Origin of the sequence: Rodentibacter ratti (assembly GCF_002000485.1) — a bacterium.
Lineage (GTDB): Bacteria > Pseudomonadota > Gammaproteobacteria > Enterobacterales > Pasteurellaceae > Rodentibacter > Rodentibacter ratti.
Genome location: NZ_MLAJ01000013.1, coordinates 1 through 16,088, shown reverse-complemented (window position 1 = coordinate 16,088; position 16,088 = coordinate 1). Strand labels below are relative to the sequence as shown.

At 40.8% G+C, this 16,088-nt stretch carries 17 protein-coding genes; 11 read left to right on the top strand and 6 right to left on the bottom strand.

The genetic code is table 11. The features are described 5' to 3' along the window. Nucleotides 1–86 precede the first annotated feature (86 nt). The 3 genes from fusA to rpsL all read right to left on the bottom strand — a co-directional run bounded on the left by fusA (nucleotide 87) and on the right by rpsL (nucleotide 3,277). A complete protein-coding gene (fusA, locus tag BKG94_RS08995; RefSeq protein ID WP_077436367.1) occupies nucleotides 87–2,189 on the bottom strand; it encodes an elongation factor G in 2,103 nt (700 codons plus the stop codon). 84 nt (nucleotides 2,190–2,273) lie between these two features. After that, nucleotides 2,274–2,744: a 30S ribosomal protein S7 gene (gene rpsG, locus BKG94_RS08990; RefSeq protein WP_018356117.1), complete on the bottom strand. Its 471-nt coding sequence runs from the start codon at nucleotides 2,742–2,744 to the stop codon at nucleotides 2,274–2,276. Nucleotides 2,745–2,902: 158 nt separating this feature from the next. Further along, nucleotides 2,903–3,277 carry a 30S ribosomal protein S12 gene (rpsL, locus tag BKG94_RS08985; protein WP_005543325.1) on the bottom strand — a complete coding sequence of 125 codons (375 nt, stop codon included), beginning with the start codon at nucleotides 3,275–3,277 and terminating at the stop codon, nucleotides 2,903–2,905. A gap of 363 nt (nucleotides 3,278–3,640) precedes the next feature. Here rpsL and dusA point away from each other — a divergent pair, with 363 nt between their 5' ends. Then, on the top strand, nucleotides 3,641–4,624 hold the full coding sequence (gene dusA / locus BKG94_RS08980) for a tRNA dihydrouridine(20/20a) synthase DusA (protein ID WP_077436365.1): 984 nt from the start codon (nucleotides 3,641–3,643) through the stop codon (nucleotides 4,622–4,624). A 290-nt stretch (nucleotides 4,625–4,914) separates the two neighbouring features. On the opposite strand, the gene BKG94_RS08975 is transcribed toward dusA, so the two are convergent. Genes BKG94_RS08975 through mobA form a run of 3 tightly spaced genes read right to left on the bottom strand, consistent with a single transcriptional unit; the run spans nucleotide 4,915 to nucleotide 6,898 of the window. Further along, a complete protein-coding gene (locus BKG94_RS08975) occupies nucleotides 4,915–5,670 on the bottom strand; it encodes a DeoR/GlpR family transcriptional regulator (protein WP_077436363.1) in 756 nt (251 codons plus the stop codon). A 31-nt stretch (nucleotides 5,671–5,701) separates the two neighbouring features. Then, nucleotides 5,702–6,283, bottom strand: coding sequence for a rhomboid family intramembrane serine protease (locus tag BKG94_RS08970; RefSeq protein WP_077436361.1), 582 nt, complete (start codon nucleotides 6,281–6,283; stop codon nucleotides 5,702–5,704). A gap of 51 nt (nucleotides 6,284–6,334) precedes the next feature. Then, nucleotides 6,335–6,898, bottom strand: a complete 564-nt coding sequence (gene mobA, locus BKG94_RS08965) for a molybdenum cofactor guanylyltransferase MobA (protein WP_077436359.1) — start codon at nucleotides 6,896–6,898, stop codon at nucleotides 6,335–6,337. 64 nt (nucleotides 6,899–6,962) lie between these two features. On the opposite strand from mobA, the gene BKG94_RS08960 reads away from it, so the two are divergent. The 10 genes from BKG94_RS08960 to BKG94_RS08915 form a co-directional block, all read left to right on the top strand. Beyond that, nucleotides 6,963–7,229, top strand: coding sequence for a YihD family protein (locus tag BKG94_RS08960; RefSeq protein WP_077436357.1), 267 nt, complete (start codon nucleotides 6,963–6,965; stop codon nucleotides 7,227–7,229). Nucleotides 7,230–7,240: 11 nt separating this feature from the next. Beyond that, nucleotides 7,241–7,846: a thiol:disulfide interchange protein DsbA gene (gene dsbA / locus BKG94_RS08955; RefSeq protein WP_077436355.1), complete on the top strand. Its 606-nt coding sequence runs from the start codon at nucleotides 7,241–7,243 to the stop codon at nucleotides 7,844–7,846. Between the two features lie 54 nt (nucleotides 7,847–7,900). After that, nucleotides 7,901–8,236 carry a MaoP family protein gene (locus BKG94_RS08950; protein WP_077436353.1) on the top strand — a complete coding sequence of 112 codons (336 nt, stop codon included), beginning with the start codon at nucleotides 7,901–7,903 and terminating at the stop codon, nucleotides 8,234–8,236. A 108-nt stretch (nucleotides 8,237–8,344) separates the two neighbouring features. After that, nucleotides 8,345–9,436 (top strand): tRNA (uridine(54)-C5)-methyltransferase TrmA, encoded by a 1,092-nt coding sequence (gene trmA, locus BKG94_RS08945; protein ID WP_077436351.1) that lies wholly within the window; start codon nucleotides 8,345–8,347, stop codon nucleotides 9,434–9,436. Further along, a complete protein-coding gene (locus BKG94_RS08940; RefSeq protein WP_077436349.1) occupies nucleotides 9,418–10,191 on the top strand; it encodes a class I SAM-dependent methyltransferase in 774 nt (257 codons plus the stop codon). Before trmA ends, BKG94_RS08940 begins: the two co-directional genes overlap by 19 nt. After that, a complete protein-coding gene (locus BKG94_RS08935; protein ID WP_077436347.1) occupies nucleotides 10,185–10,619 on the top strand; it encodes a SoxR reducing system RseC family protein in 435 nt (144 codons plus the stop codon). The genes BKG94_RS08940 and BKG94_RS08935 overlap by 7 nt, the downstream gene beginning before the upstream one ends. A 126-nt stretch (nucleotides 10,620–10,745) precedes the next feature. Further along, nucleotides 10,746–10,967 carry a hypothetical protein gene (locus BKG94_RS08930; protein WP_077436345.1) on the top strand — a complete coding sequence of 74 codons (222 nt, stop codon included), beginning with the start codon at nucleotides 10,746–10,748 and terminating at the stop codon, nucleotides 10,965–10,967. A 313-nt stretch (nucleotides 10,968–11,280) separates the two neighbouring features. Continuing rightward, nucleotides 11,281–11,793 (top strand): molybdopterin-guanine dinucleotide biosynthesis protein MobB, encoded by a 513-nt coding sequence (gene mobB / locus BKG94_RS08925; RefSeq protein ID WP_077436343.1) that lies wholly within the window; start codon nucleotides 11,281–11,283, stop codon nucleotides 11,791–11,793. Then, nucleotides 11,790–13,181, top strand: a complete 1,392-nt coding sequence (locus BKG94_RS08920) for an MDR family MFS transporter (protein WP_077436341.1) — start codon at nucleotides 11,790–11,792, stop codon at nucleotides 13,179–13,181. Before mobB ends, BKG94_RS08920 begins: the two co-directional genes overlap by 4 nt. A 223-nt stretch (nucleotides 13,182–13,404) precedes the next feature. Next, nucleotides 13,405–16,088: ESPR-type extended signal peptide-containing protein (locus tag BKG94_RS08915; protein ID WP_143538930.1), on the top strand; the 2,684-nt coding region annotated here is incomplete at its 3' end.

The following is a 16,088-nucleotide window of genomic DNA, read 5'->3' as shown; positions in this document are numbered from 1 at the left end:
AAATTTTTCTTTAGACATTGCTAATGTTTCCTAAAAGTGCGGTATAAAAACTAAGAACTTTATACCGCTATTATGTTACAAAAATATTATTTTTTACGAGCTTCGATTACTGCAGCAGCAACACTTGTTGGCGCTTCAGCATATTTTAACGGTTCCATTGAGTATGATGCACGACCTTGGGTTTGTGAACGTAAGTCTGTTGCATAACCGAACATTTCAGAAAGTGGAACTTCTGCATCAATTTTAACAACAAATTCGTTCGCCTCTTGGCCATTAACCATTGCACGACGACGGCTTAAATCACCGATTACATCACCCACATACTCAGGTGGTGTTTCAACTTCTACTTTCATGATTGGCTCTAGTAGAACCGGGTTTGCTTTAGCGAACGCTGCTTTAAATGCTAAAGAAGCCGCTAATTTAAACGCAAGCTCGGAGGAGTCCACATCATGGTATGAACCGAAGTGTAAACGCACACCAAGGTCAACTACCGGATAACCCGCTAATGGGCCAGATTTAAGTTGTTCTTGGATACCTTTGTCAACGGCTGGGATGTATTCACCAGGAATTACACCACCTTTGATTTCGTTAACAAATTCGTAACCCGGACCTTCCGGCTCTAATGGATACAAGTCGATAACAACATGACCGTATTGACCACGACCACCAGATTGTTTTGCGTGTTTACCTTCAACATCATTAACACGGGTACGGATAGTTTCACGGTAAGATACCTGTGGTTTACCGATATTCGCTTCCACTTTGAATTCACGTTTCATACGGTCAACGATGATATCTAAGTGTAATTCACCCATACCTGAAATGATGGTTTCACCGGATTCTTCATCAGTGTGAACACGGAATGAAGGGTCTTCTTGTGCTAAACGACCTAATGCAATCCCCATTTTTTCTTGGTCTGCTTTAGTTTTTGGTTCTACCGCAACAGAGATTACCGGCTCTGGGAATTCCATACGCTCAAGGATGATTGGTGCTTCAATTGCACATAATGTATCACCTGTCGTCACATCTTTTAAGCCGATTGCCGCAGCAATATCACCCGCACGAACTTCTTTGATTTCTTCACGTTTGTTAGCGTGCATTTGAACGATACGACCAAAACGTTCACGTTTTTGACGTACTGAGTTCAACACAGTATCACCGGAGTTGATTACACCAGAGTATACACGGAAGAAGGTTAAGTTACCTACAAACGGGTCAGTTGCAATTTTAAACGCTAATGAAGAGAATGGCTCTTCATCGCTTGCATGACGCTCACCTTCAGTTTCATCAGGGTTAATACCTTTAATCGCTGGAATGTCTGTCGGTGCTGGTAAGTATTCAACTACAGCGTCAAGCATCGCTTGAACACCTTTGTTCTTAAATGCAGAACCACAGGTTACCAAAATGATTTCATTCGCTAATACACGTTGACGAAGACCAGCTTTGATCTCTTCTTCAGTTAATTCTTCACCGCCAAGGTATTTTTCCATTAACTCTTCAGATGCTTCAGCTGCTGCATCTACAAGGTTTTGACGCCATTCTTCACAGTCTGCAACCATATTTGCCGGGATGTCTTCGTAAGTGAAGGTCATACCTTGGTCAGCTTCGTTCCAGTTGATCGCTTTCATTTTGATCAAATCAACAACACCGGTAAAGTTTTCTTCTGCACCGATTGGAAGTTGAAGAGGAACAGCGTTAGCACCTAAACGGGTTTTTAATTGCTCAACTACACGTAAGAAATTTGCACCTGTACGGTCCATTTTATTAACAAATGCAATGCGCGGAACTTCATATTTGTTCGCTTGACGCCATACAGTTTCAGACTGAGGTTGAACACCACCTACAGCACAGTAAACCATTACCGCACCATCAAGAACACGCATAGAACGTTCTACTTCAACAGTAAAGTCTACGTGTCCCGGAGTGTCAATCACATTGATACGGTGTTGTGGAAATTGTTGAGACATACCAGACCAGAATGCGGTTGTTGCCGCAGAGGTGATGGTGATACCGCGTTCCTGTTCTTGTTCCATCCAGTCCATTGTTGCCGCACCATCGTGTACTTCACCGATTTTGTGGCTCACACCTGTATAGAATAAGATACGTTCAGTAGTAGTCGTTTTACCCGCATCAATGTGCGCACTAATACCGATATTACGATATCTTTCAATAGGAGTTGTACGTGCCATTATTATAACCTTGTTTAGTTTAATATCTGTTTATATAAGGGTAAGGCTTCATCAATGATGAAGCCCTTTAAATTCAAAAGCTTATTACCAACGATAGTGAGCAAATGCTTTGTTAGCTTCAGCCATACGGTGAACGTCTTCACGTTTCTTAACCGCTGCACCTTTATTATCAGAAGCATCTGATAATTCGTTTGCAAGGCGTAAAGCCATTGATTTATCACCGCGTTTACGTGCTGCTTCTACGATCCAACGCATACCTAATGCGTTACGACGAACCGGACGAACTTCAACCGGTACTTGGTAGGTCGAACCACCAACACGACGAGATTTCACCTCAACAGTTGGACGCACATTTTCAAGTGCGATTTCAAATGCTTCTAAAGGTTCTTTACCAGTACGCTCAGATAAGGTTTCTAATGCACCGTAAACGATGGACTCGGCAACGGATTTTTTACCGTCTACCATGATTACATTAATAAATTTTGCAAGTAATTCTGAACCGAATTTCGGATCTGGAAGAATCTTGCGTGGTTCAATACTACGACGACGTGGCATTGCGAATTTCTCCGTATTTTAATCTTCAGGATATCCAAAACTCATCAGCAATCTTTCTCTAATTGAGAAATTTTGCAGCGCGCTGCGCTTTTGACTGGAGTTTATGGTTTAAATTGTTTTGCTAATTTAGACGTTTGGCCTTACTTAACGGAGAACCATTAAGCTTTAGGACGTTTAACGCCGTACTTAGAACGACCTTGTTTACGATCTTTCACGCCTGCACAATCTAATGCGCCGCGTACTGTGTGGTAACGCACACCTGGTAAGTCTTTAACACGACCACCACGGATTAATACAACGCTGTGCTCTTGAAGGTTGTGACCTTCACCACCGATATAAGAAGTCACTTCAAAACCGTTTGTTAAGCGGATACGACATACTTTACGTAACGCTGAGTTAGGTTTTTTAGGAGTTGTAGTATATACACGAGTACATACACCACGTTTCTGCGGGCAAGCCTCTAATGCAGGAACGTTGCTTTTTACAACCTTTTTCACACGCGGTTTGCGTACTAGCTGGTTGATAGTTGCCATTAAAAAAGCTCCAGTTTAAATGTTATTCATAATAGAATGTTGTTCAAAAAATCTACTTCAATAGAGAAATAGACGGCGAATTTTAATCATTATGACGCAGCTTGTCAACAAACAATGACGAGGATCGCAGCCAGGATCCTTAATGGTCTGAGGGAAGAAAGTGCGGTTAAATGTTTGCTTTAACATCAGGGATATTTGTGATCTGACCTCTCTTTTGAGTGAGGCTTGATTTCCCCTGTTATTGTCTCCATAATTCCGCCCTGTCTAACAAAAACCTTATTGTTTGTTGAAAAAGATTTTCCATATCCAGTGAACGCTTTTTGAATGGAAAATTTTCAGTGATAGTAACCCAGAGAAATAAAAATGCCTCAAAATCAACCGCACTTTTATCGCGGACGTTTTTCCGTTGCGCCAATGCTTGATTGGACGACGCGTCATTGCCGTTATTTTCATCGCCAATTCTCCCAATATGCTTTGCTTTATACGGAGATGGTCACTGCGCCGGCAATTATTCACGCCAAATATGACCACTTGAATTTTGATCCCTGTGAAAATCCCGTGGCGTTGCAATTAGGCGGAAGTGATCCTGAGCAACTCCAACATTGTGCAAAACTGGCGGAAGAACGGGGGTATCATGAAATTAATCTGAATGTGGGTTGCCCTTCTGATCGGGTGCAGAATGGGATGTTTGGTGCGTGCTTAATGGCAAAAGCGGATTTAGTAGCGGAATGTATCGAAAAGATGCAACAAGCGGTGAATATTCCTGTCACGGTAAAAACCCGTATTGGCATTGATGATCTCGATAGTTACGAATTTTTATGTGATTTTATCGAAAAAGTGCAGAATAAAGGCTGTCAGGAATTTATTATTCACGCACGTAAAGCCTGGCTTTCCGGATTAAGTCCGAAAGAAAACCGTGAAATTCCGCCTCTTGATTACGAACGTGTCTATCAGTTAAAACGTGATTTTCCACATCTGAAAATTGTGATTAACGGTGGCATCAAAACTGTCGAAGAAATGAAACAACATTTGCAATTTGTCGATGGCGTAATGGTGGGGCGTGAAGCTTATCAAAACCCAAGTTTACTCGGTACGATCGATCAAGCGTTGTTTGATTCCAGTATGCCGATTGTTACCTCACGAGACGCGGTGTTAGCAATGCTACCTTATATTGAACAACAACTGAGCCAAGGTGTTTATCTCAACCATATCGTTCGCCATATGCTGGGGGCATTTCAACATTGTAAAGGGGCGCGTCAATGGCGCCGTTATTTAAGTGAAAATGCATTCAAACAGGGCGCAGGAATTGAAGTGGTAGAAACGGCACTGAATTTTGTTGAGAATTAAATTTAATAACAAAAATGTGACACGCTTCACAAATTTTAATTTTTTTCTTTCTACCTGTCCTTATTCTGTACTATAATCGCCCCAAGATTTGAGGGTGATATTATTGTGTTTCTTGAACTATCAAGTCTTACATTTCTTGATACGTCAAGTTTCCTTATTTTCTCCTCTTGGTTTACAGACTTCCTGATTTAATCTTATTTTGTTTTTTTGAATTGGTCTTAACCGCTTTGGTGGTTTGATATGGATGTTAAAAAAACAAAAGTGCGGTTAGAAATAGCCGCACTTCTTTTTTACTTACATATTACTAATTTCGTTTTAACATTTTGCAAGTATTGGTTGATAGAAGAAGGCACTTCATCTGTGAATAAATACTCTACATCGCCCAACTCGCCTAAACGTACTATCGCTTGCCGAGTAAATTTCGAATGATCGGTTACCAGTAATGTCTGGCGTGAACTTTCTATAATTGCCCGTTTCACTTGTACTTCATGATAGTCATAATCCAGTAAAGAACCGTCTGTATCAATAGCACTAATTCCCAAAATACCGAAATCTAAACGAAACTGGGAAATAAAATTCACCGTTGCTTCACCAATAATGCCACCATCAGATCGTAACGAACCTCCCGCCATAGTAATATCAAAACTTTCATTTTGGCGGAGTAAATGTGCGGCATTCAAATTATTCGTCACAATCCGTAAAGATTCATGTTCAAGTAATGCATTTGCCACAGCTTCCGGCGTTGTGCCAATATCAATAAATAATGAAGCACCATTGGGAATAAGTTTTGCAACTTCTTGGGCGATACGATTTTTTTGTGATGAAAAAAATTGTTTGCGATCGACATAATCAGAATTTTCTGCGGAAGAAGGAGAGGCAGCCCCACCATGATGACGGCGAATAAAATTCAATTCTGCAAGAACATTTAAATCCCGTCGGATTGTTTGCGGACTTACATTCAGTCGAATAACTAAATCTTCCGTACTTAAATAGCCGTGCAGATTGACAAGCTCCATAATTTTTCGATGGCGAATAGATTGTTTCATATCGTATCCCTTTAATAAATATAGCGTTTTGTTACTCTACCCGATTCAAATAAATTTTACTATCGATAAATCCCCAAAGTAATCCCACCATTAAACCTGAAATATGTGCGGCATTACCAATATAAATATCAAATAAAGGGCTAATAAATCCAAATACCAACCCAACAAGCAGCATGGTAAAAAATCCTTTCGGCAAATTGAAAATATTGGCATTCAGTTTATCTACGACAAAGACATAACCCAACACTGCATACACCACGCCCGATAATCCAAAAAAGCTTGCGCCTGAAAAATAATTTTGTACGATACCGCTTACAATGGCAGAAACTAAAAAAATAAGAAAAAGCTTTCCACCACCGAAATAACGTTCAATAACACTACCGAATAACCAAAACCATGATAAATTCGCAATAATGTGAATATTCGACAAATGCACAAACGAATGACTAATATAGCGCCAAAGCTCCCAATCCTGATCAACATAAACCGGATAATGAAAGGCTTCCATAATATTTTCTTCCAATCCGATTTGCTGCAATACATACACAATAATACAAATCGCAGTAATCATGTGTAACGGTGTAAAATAACGGGATAAATTAAAATTTTTCATAAATAAAATAGTACGTTTCTCAATCAACTTATCAGCACAGTAAAAAAATTATTATCGTAAATCGTCCAAGGAATTAAAGTTCATAAACTGTCCTTCATTTGTTGTAAATTTCACCGAAATCCCTTTATTTTCCCGCATAAATTGCAGCAGCCTCCGCTCACCGGCGGCAAGGTAATCCCGTAATGCCTCTTTTAATGCTACCGACATTAAACAAAATGTGGGATGCTCCCTTTCCTCATCACAGGCGTAAGCAATCAAAGTGCGGTCATTTTCTACCGCACTTTTGAGCTTTGCGAGTAAATTTTTAGGAAAAAAAGGACTATCACAAGGTGTGAATAAAACAAAATCCGTCTTGGCTCTTTCAAGTCCACTCAGCATTCCGCTTAGCGGACCTTGAAAATTCGCTAATTCATCGGCAAAAACAGGAAAACCGAATTTGGCGTATTCCGCATGGTTTCTATTGGCACTGATTGAAATATCTGCAATTTGCGATTGTAAACCTTCAATCATATATTGGATCAAAGGCTTACCCTGTAAAATCTGTAAACCTTTGTCACGTCCCTCCATTCTCCGGGCTTTCCCCCCCGCTAAAATCACCGCACCTATCGTTGTCATATTTTATTCTGTGAGAATTTGCAGTATCATGCACATATTTTTTACGATTAAAAAGAAAATAGCAATGAAATGTAAGCGTTTAAATGAAGTTTTGGAACTTTTACAACCTTATTGGTCTAAAGCCCCGGATTTGAGCTTGATGGAAATCTTGCAAAAAATCGCAGATGAGTCCGGTTTTAAAAAGCCATTAAATGAATTAACCGATGAAGTAATTATTTATCAGTTAAAAATGGACGGTACGGATAAGCACGAGCCGATTCCCGGTATCAAAAAAGATTATGAAGAAGATTTTAAAACCGCGCTGTTAAAAGCACGTGGCATAATTAAATAAGGAAAAAACAAATGAAAAAATTTTTACTCGCCTTAGGTGCGTTAATTTCTGTCAATGCCTTCGCCGCTGATTTACAAGAAGGTAAACAATATATCCAAGTGAGCCAACAACCGGCAATGCAAAAAGAAGTCGTTGAATTTTTCTCTTTTTATTGCCCTCATTGTTATTCTTTTGAAATGGAATATAAAATTCCTCAACAAGTTAAGGACAGCCTGCCTGAAGGTGTCGCATTTAAACAATATCACGTGAATTTTTTAGGGCGTCAGTCTGAAAATTTAACCCGTGCGTGGGCATTAGCCATGGCATTAGGCGTGGAAAATAAAGTCAAAACACCTTTATTTGAAGCCGCACAAAAAGATCGTTTAAAATCCATGGACGATATTCGCGCAATTTTCTTAGATAACGGTGTGACGGCAGAACAATTTGATGGCGGTATCAATAGTTTTGCGGTGAACGGCTTGGTGAATAAGCAAGTGAATGCGGCAGAGCAATTTAAAGTGCACGGTGTACCGGATTTTTATGTGAATGGAAAATTCCGTGTCAATCCTGAAGGCTTAAATTATGATGATTTCGTCAAGGATTATGTGGAAACCGTAAAAGGTTTATTGCAAAAATAACAAAAAATTGGTTTAATGCCTGCCTTTTTAAGCAATCAAAGAAGAGAGATAATCATGGCTGCAAGTTTCAGTGTTACCCGTCGTTTTTTTGACGACAAAAACTATCCACGCGGATTTTCGCGTCACGGTGATTACACCATCAAAGAATCACAAGTGCTTGAACAATACGGTCAAGCGTTCAAAGCCTTGGATTTAGGTGAACGTGAACCGGCAACAAAAGAAGAAAAAGAGTTTGTTGCATTCTGTCGTGGAGAACGAGCAGCGGAAACTTTCTTTGAAAAAACATGGCATAAATACCGTACCCGTATTAATACCACCAAACGTGTTTACACCCTCTCAGGTGATGTAAGTGAAGCCGCTTCCGGTGGTGATGATTATTCCGGCGAATAAGATTAATGAAACAAGGCAGGCGGACGTCTGCCTTTGTTTTTAGTATTATTCTTCGCCTCCCTGCTTGTGGGAGAAGAAAGAAGTCTGTCACCCGAGAATTAAAATCCTATGCAACTCCCCGTTTCTCAATACAACGAATTACTGCAAAAAAAACAAGAAAAACTGACCGCACTTCTGCGTCCGTTTAATGCGCCAACAATCCAAGTGTTTGATTCACCGACCAGCCATTATCGTATGCGGGCGGAATTTCGCATTTGGCACGAACAAGGCGATTTTTATCATATTATGTTTGATCAAAGCACACGCAAGCCTTATCGTGTGGACGAATTTCCCATCGCCAGTCGGCTCATCAATCAAATGATGCAAACCTTGCTTCCTTTGCTCAAGCAACAAGAAATTTTGCATAAAAAACTATTCCAAATCGATTATCTCAGTACCTTGAGTAATCAAATTATTGTCAGCCTTTTGTATCACAAAGTGCTTACAGAAGAATGGCAACAAGCCGCGGAAACTTTGAGAAAGCAACTTATTGAACGGGGTTTTGATATTCAATTGATTGGACGGGCAAGTAAACAAAAAATTTGCCTAAATCAAGATTACGTAGATGACGTATTGCCTGTCGCCGGGCGAAATTATGTGTATCGTCAAGTGGAAAACAGTTTCACCCAACCGAATGCCGTGGTGAATTGCAAAATGTTGGAATGGGCAGTGGATTGCACAAAAGAAAGTAAAGGCGATCTGCTCGAACTTTATTGTGGCAATGGTAATTTCTCGATTGCTTTGGCACAAAATTTCCGCAAAGTGCTTGCCACGGAAATCGCCAAGCCTTCCGTAGCAGCGGCACAATTTAATATCGCAGAAAATCATGTGGATAATCTGCAGATTATTCGCATGTCCGCCGAAGAATTTACCCAAGCGATGAACGGTGTGAGAGCCTTTAATCGATTAAAAGGGATTGATTTAACCGCCTACGAATGTAACACAATTTTTGTCGATCCGCCCCGTGCCGGGCTTGATCCTGACACGGTAAAATTAGTGCAAGGCTATGATCGCATTTTGTATATTTCATGTAACCCTCATACCTTATGCGATAATTTGCAGGAACTTTCAAAAACACATCGCATTGAAAAAGTGGCGCTGTTCGATCAATTCCCTTACACCGATCATATGGAAAGCGGCGTATGGCTGATTCGCAAGTAAAGATTCAATTAATTTCCGAATCGACGGAAAAAACACGCGAAAACTTAACCGCACTTTGTAGTGCCATGGGGATCATTCACGATTCACAAAGCCCGCTTGCCTTGGTGCAAACGGATGAGCGTTTGGAATTACGTAAATTGGACGAACCCAAACTAGGGGCAGTCTATGTAGATTTCGTGGGAGGGGCGATGGCACATCGGCGAAAATTTGGTGGTGGGCGTGGTGAAGCCGTGGCAAAAGCCGTCGGAATTAAGGGAAATGAACTGCCAACAGTAATTGATGCCACCGCAGGATTAGGGCGAGATGCTTTTGTGTTAGCCGCTATCGGTTGCCAAGTGCGTTTGGTGGAACGCCACCCTGTTGTGCATTTACTGTTGCAAGACGGCTTAAATCGAGCCTATCAAGATGAAGAAATCGGTGAAATGTTGCAACAAAATTTGCGTTTATTAAAGGTTCGTTATATTCATGAATTGCTCTCTGAAACGGACTGTGCTGATGTGGTTTATCTTGATCCCATGTATCCGCACAAACAAAAATCTGCCTTGGTAAAAAAAGAAATGCGCGTGTTTCAACATTTAGTCGGAGCAGATTTGGATGCGGACGAACTGCTTGCCCCAGCATTACGGCTCGCCCGAAAACGGGTGGTAGTGAAACGCCCCGACTATGCGGAATTTCTTGCAAAAAAACAACCGCACTTTAGCCGTGAAACGAAAAATCACCGCTTTGATATTTATTTGGGGGAAGCGCAATGTTAAAAGAAAGTGCGGTCGTCATCAGCTATGAAAATGGCATAGCCAAAGTAAAATGCCAATCCCAAAGTGCTTGCGGACAATGTGCAGCCAAAAATAGCTGTGGCACATCTAGCCTTTCCGAACTCAACGGTAAACGTGGCGAACATATTTTCACCGTAGAAACCATGATGCCACTGCGTGAAGGGCAAGTCGTAGAAATTGGTTTAGAGGAAAAATCTATGCTATTTTCCGCTTTATTAATGTATATCGTGCCACTTGCCGTTTTGCTTCTGACGACGGGGTTATCCCATTACATCAGCGAAAACGAATTGAGCCGTGCTTTAATTATTTTTCTTTTTACCGCCATTTCCTTTGTTTTCATTAAGAGATACACCAAAAAACTAGGACGACAAACAGAATTTCAGCCGATCTTATTACGTGTACTTTCTTAAAAATGTGGGAAAATTTAACCGCACTTTTAATTTTTTCTGCGAAACTCCTCGCAAATTTGAATACTTGGTGAAGTAAAGAAACATAAAATCAAACAAAATCCCGTTTTATTTAAAACGGAGAAAATCATGTTTAATTTATTCCGCTCACCCGTTGAGAAAAGCTCATTATCAGCTTGGTCAAAACTCACGGATGATATTGCAAAAGTTGCTATTCTGGCGATGCCTGTTATACTCTACAGCGAACATTCCCTTGCTTTTAAAGGGATGAATATTGCTTTTTTACTTATCATTGCTTATATTTTTTTAGTAACGGGTCGGTTTTTTCGTCAACTATCGGAGGAAAAATAATATGTGGCTTACAATTGGTCTTGGTATTATTGCATTGATTGGTATCGCCGGCGCTATTTGGGCAAATCATCTCTTAAAAAACTCTCGATAAATATTGTCAATATTAACTTATCGGGTGTTTTGTGAAAAATCGGAGGATAGATAATATGTGGCTTACAATTGGTCTTGGTATTATTGCATTAATGCTTTTCTGCGTATTTATTTGGGCAAACCGCCTCTTAAAAAATTCCCGATGAATATCATCAACCCCGATTTATCGGGGTTTTTACTGTTTGAAAATCGTTAAAGTGCGGTCATTTTTAAGGTTATTTTTATGCATGTTCAAATTCCCCTTCTTGGTATTACCGGTTATAGCGGCAGCGGTAAAACTACGCTATTAGAAAAACTTATCCCCGAATTAATTGCTCGTGGCATTCGAGTTTCGGTGATCAAACACAGCCATCATCATGCTCAAGTGGATAGGGAAGGGAAAGACAGTTGGCGAATGAAAGAGGCAGGCTCTGCCCAAGTAATAATGGCGTGCGATAACCGTTGGGCGATGATGACAGAAACCCCGTCACCTGTTTCGCTTGATTATCTGGCTCAACAATTTGACGCAACATTAACGGATTTAATTCTTGTAGAAGGGTTTAAACAAGAGCCAATTCCGAAAATTCTTTTGCATCGCCAAGAAATGGCAAAACCCTTGCCAGAAATAGACAACCATGTCCTTGCCCTCGCTACCAATTATTCCCTTGAAACCGACCGCACTTTGTTAGATATTAACCACATTCCACAGATAGCTGATTTTATCGAAACTTGGCTCCGTTCGCAGGACAGAAAATGACGGATACCCGTACTTATCAAGGCTTGGCTTGGGTGGCAGCAATGGCACTTTTTATGCAAAGCCTTGATGCCACAATTTTAAATACCGCATTACCGGCAATTTCTGCCGATCTGCATAAGCCGGCATTTGAAATGCAAATGGCGATCATCGCCTATTCTTTAGCCGTTGCCTTGTTTATCCCTCTCACTGCATGGGCGGCGGCAAAATTCGGCACGCTCACAGTGTTTCGCAGTGCCGTATTCACATTTGTCTTGGGGTCAGTGGCTTGTGCTGCTGCGCCTAATTTGAACAGTCTCATTCTTGCGCGGATTATCCAAGGTATTGGTGGGGCATTTATGATGCCCGTCGCCCGTTTAGCCATTATTCAATCCGTCCCTAAACATCAACTCCTTAACGCTTGGAATTTAATGGCGACAGCCGGTTTAATCGGGCCGATTTTAGGACCAATCTTAGGCGGCTGGTTGGTGATTCACGCTACCTGGCATTGGATTTTCTTAATTAATATCCCCATTGGCGTATTAGGTATCTGGGCTTCCGGTAGGGTGATGGATAATATCAAAGGCGATGAAGAAAAACTGGACTGGACAGGTTTTTTATTATTTGCTTTTGGTTTGGTAGGACTCACTCTGGGGTTGGATCTATTAAGTGAAAGTGAGCAAAATCCGGTTATCACTTATAGCGCACTTATTCTCGGTATCAGCTTATTAATGATTTATGTGATATATGCAAAAGGAAATGAGCGGGCAATTTTACCGCTTTCCCTGTTTCGAACAAGAACATTCAGCCTCAGCATACTCGCCAATTTATTTATTCGCTTATCTGCCTCCGGCGTGCCATTTTTATTGCCGTTAATGTTTCAACTTTCCTTTGGGTATAGTGCAGAAATGTCCGGTTGGCTGCTTGCGCCTATTGCCTTAATGTCAGTGATATTCAAAACCGTCATCGGGCATATTTTGAATAAATTCGGCTATAAAACGACGCTGATTTCATCCGCACTTTTTATGGCTGTGGGGATTATTTCGATGGCATGGCTCAATAATCAAACCTCTCTTGGTTGGATTGTCTGTACTTTAATGTGGTATGGCGCTTGTATGTCAATGATTTTCACTGCGGTGAATACGCTGGCTGTAGGCGATCTTTCCCAGTCACAAGCAGGTGCAGGCTCAACCGTACTCAGCATTGTCCAACAAGTGGGCATCGGTTTTGGTATTGCCGTCTCATCCATTATTTTGAATTTCTATCGCCAACTTTTCGGTAACGAAGGGGACTTGTTGCAGCAAGCCTTCAGCTATACATTTCTCACCTCATCAATCTTCGCAATTGCTTTAGTGTTAACCTTAGCCAAGCTACACAAAAATGACGGCGATCATTTACGAAAAAAACGTTAAATCCATTTATTACAATTTAAAAAATCATTTCCATATTTGTTTGTAATATTTTTGTTAAAAATTATAAATAATATTCGTTTAATTTATGAAGATTTCACTATACTCTATCTTTATAGTGAGTTACCATTTGCCCGCACTTATGAAAGTAATCAAAAGGAACTCTTGCGGTGTTGCCTAATTAACTTGAAATATAAGTGCTAGTCAAATTAAAGGAATATTATTTATGAACAAAATCTTTAAAGTTATTTTTAATCATACTACGCAAACTTGGGCAGCCGTATCAGAGTTAGCGAAAGGATATTGTAAATCTTCTTCCAATAATACGATCGAAGTTTTAGATGGAAGAAAAGAGAGCGCCTCATCTTTTTCAGGCATTAAAACTATAGCAATAACGTCAGCTATGATGATGACTGTTGTACCAAATGCGTTTGCTGTTACTGCTGGCGGTGAGGCAATTAAATGGACAACGGGGCAAGGCACAGCAATTGCCGGAGGTGAGGCAAATGGTGACAGTAATTCTATAGCAATAGGACGAGCAAACGATAAAGTCACTTCAGATCATCAGGCTAAAGCTCTAGCACCGGGAGCCATCGCAATTGGAACGAAGTCTAATGTTGGCAACGGAGCAAACTCTGGAGTGGCACTAGGTTATGACACCAGTGTAACGGGTGGTATTCGTTCTGCGGCAATTGGGTCGGGCTCCCGTGCTAATGGCGAAACCTCTACTGCCGTGGGTGGCTATGCCAATGCAAACGGTAAAGGCGCAGCAGCCCTTGGAGCAAATACCACAGCGAGCGGTGAAGGAGCAACTGCAGTTGGTTTTAACAGTACAGCCGGAGCTGGTGCAACAGCAATTGGTCGAAATAGTAATGCTGGATCTGGTGGTATCGCGATAGGTGAGAACTCTCAAGCCGCATCCCCTGACTCTATTGTTATTGGGCGTGGAACAACAATAAAAGATGCCGCACACGATGGGACGGTTATTATAGGAGCAAATATATCAAACGGGGGAAGTGTAAACTCTGTTGTAATAGGTAAACAAGCTAATACAGGGAATCTTGAATCTGTTGCTCTTGGTTATGGCGCAAATACTCATTCACAAAAAGCTACCGCTCTAGGCTCTAATGCTAAAGTCAATGCAAATTCAATGCATGCCATAGCATTAGGTTCAGGCTCAGAAGCCGGTTCAGTAAATACAGTTACTGATTTAAAATTCAAAACGGATAATGGTACAGAAACAACTGCTGCTATTGCAGCTAAAGATGCGAATAGCGTGCTTTCTATCGGCAATAATAACCATAAACGTCAAATTGTTAATGTAGCTGCTGGGCGTGTCTCTCAAGATTCTACTGATGCTGTCAACGGTAGCCAGCTCTATGCTGTAATGAAAAACTCAGGATTTAATATCCAACAAAACGGTACTCCAAAATCCCGTATTAATAATGACGGTTTAGTGAATTTCACTGATGGCAACTATACAACAGCAGAAGTTACCGATGGTAATAATAGTTCATCCGTCAAAGTAAATGTAGTAACTCAAGATATTACTACCGATGCGAAAGGCGTGACCAGTGTTTCAGGTAATTCAGCAGGCTTAACCACGGCTAAAACCGTATCAGATGCGATTAATAATGCATTAAATCGTTCTGGATTCTCACTCAAAGCCAATGGTGAAAATGGTGACGGAGAGAAAATAACCCGAAATGGCTCTATTAATATCGCTCAAGGTAAAAATATTAATGTAGAGCGTAACGGTAGCACAATTACAGTTAAGACCGTTGATAGCCCAAACTTTACTAATGTTGCCGCTAGCGGCTCATTAACAGTGTCAGGCACATCAAATTTACGCGGTGATGTTCTACTTGGAGGAGAAGGGAAAAATGTAACTTTCCAAGGAGGCTCAACCGTAGATATGGGCAATAATAAGATCACTAATGTAGCAAACGGCACAGAAAAAACAGATGCGGTAAATAAAGGACAGTTAGATGATGTAAGCACAGTTGCTAACGCTGCTAATGCTACAGCAAATAATGCTAATACTACGGCTAATGCAGCTAAAGATACTGCTGATAACGCTAATACTACGGCTAATGCAGCTAAAGATACTGCCGATAACGCTAATACTACGGCTAATGCAGCTAAAGATACTGCCGATAATGCTAATGCTACAGCAAACTCTGCTAATGAAACGGCAAATACTGCTAACTCAACAGCTAATGCAGCCAATGAAACTGCTAACAATGCCAACTCTACAGCAAACTCTGCCAACACTACAGCGAATAACGCCTTAAATAAAGTCAATCAAGGTTGGAATATTAATACCGGCAAGACTGAAGGTGGTAATGTAGAAGGTAATGATTCGACTAACGTTCAGATGGGTGATACGGTAAATGTTATTGCAGGAAAAAATATTAATATTACCCAGAGTGGTCAAAATATTACGCTAGCAGTTAATGACTCACCGAGTTTTACAAATGTTACCACAACCAACTTGACTGCAACTAATGGCACGATCACGAACCTGAATTCAACTAATGGCACAATCACCAACCTGAATTCTACCAACGGTACAATCACTAACCTAAATTCGACCAATGGTACGATTACTAACTTGAATTCAACTAACGGTACGATTACCAACTTGAATTCAACCAATGGCACAATTACCAACCTGAATTCAACCAACGGCACGATCACTAACCTGAATTCAACTAACGGTACGATCACCAATCTGAATTCAACGAACGGTACGATTACGAACTTGAATTCTACCAATGGAACAATCACCAATCTGAATTCGACTAACGGTACGATCACTAACCTGAATTCAACTAATGGCACAATCACCAACCTGAATTCTACCAACGGTACGATCACCAATCTGAATTCAACGAACGGTACGATTAC

Coding starts and splice junctions, on each gene's coding strand:
- fusA (WP_077436367.1), bottom strand. CDS start 2,189: ATGGCACGTACAACTCCTATTGAAAGATATCGTAATATCGGTATTAGT.
- rpsG (WP_018356117.1), bottom strand. CDS start 2,744: ATGCCACGTCGTCGTAGTATTGAACCACGCAAGATTCTTCCAGATCCG.
- rpsL (WP_005543325.1), bottom strand. CDS start 3,277: ATGGCAACTATCAACCAGCTAGTACGCAAACCGCGTGTGAAAAAGGTT.
- dusA (WP_077436365.1), top strand. CDS start 3,641: ATGCCTCAAAATCAACCGCACTTTTATCGCGGACGTTTTTCCGTTGCG.
- BKG94_RS08975 (WP_077436363.1), bottom strand. CDS start 5,670: ATGAAACAATCTATTCGCCATCGAAAAATTATGGAGCTTGTCAATCTG.
- BKG94_RS08970 (WP_077436361.1), bottom strand. CDS start 6,283: ATGAAAAATTTTAATTTATCCCGTTATTTTACACCGTTACACATGATT.
- mobA (WP_077436359.1), bottom strand. CDS start 6,898: ATGACAACGATAGGTGCGGTGATTTTAGCGGGGGGGAAAGCCCGGAGA.
- BKG94_RS08960 (WP_077436357.1), top strand. CDS start 6,963: ATGAAATGTAAGCGTTTAAATGAAGTTTTGGAACTTTTACAACCTTAT.
- dsbA (WP_077436355.1), top strand. CDS start 7,241: ATGAAAAAATTTTTACTCGCCTTAGGTGCGTTAATTTCTGTCAATGCC.
- BKG94_RS08950 (WP_077436353.1), top strand. CDS start 7,901: ATGGCTGCAAGTTTCAGTGTTACCCGTCGTTTTTTTGACGACAAAAAC.
- trmA (WP_077436351.1), top strand. CDS start 8,345: ATGCAACTCCCCGTTTCTCAATACAACGAATTACTGCAAAAAAAACAA.
- BKG94_RS08940 (WP_077436349.1), top strand. CDS start 9,418: ATGGCTGATTCGCAAGTAAAGATTCAATTAATTTCCGAATCGACGGAA.
- BKG94_RS08935 (WP_077436347.1), top strand. CDS start 10,185: ATGTTAAAAGAAAGTGCGGTCGTCATCAGCTATGAAAATGGCATAGCC.
- BKG94_RS08930 (WP_077436345.1), top strand. CDS start 10,746: ATGTTTAATTTATTCCGCTCACCCGTTGAGAAAAGCTCATTATCAGCT.
- mobB (WP_077436343.1), top strand. CDS start 11,281: ATGCATGTTCAAATTCCCCTTCTTGGTATTACCGGTTATAGCGGCAGC.
- BKG94_RS08920 (WP_077436341.1), top strand. CDS start 11,790: ATGACGGATACCCGTACTTATCAAGGCTTGGCTTGGGTGGCAGCAATG.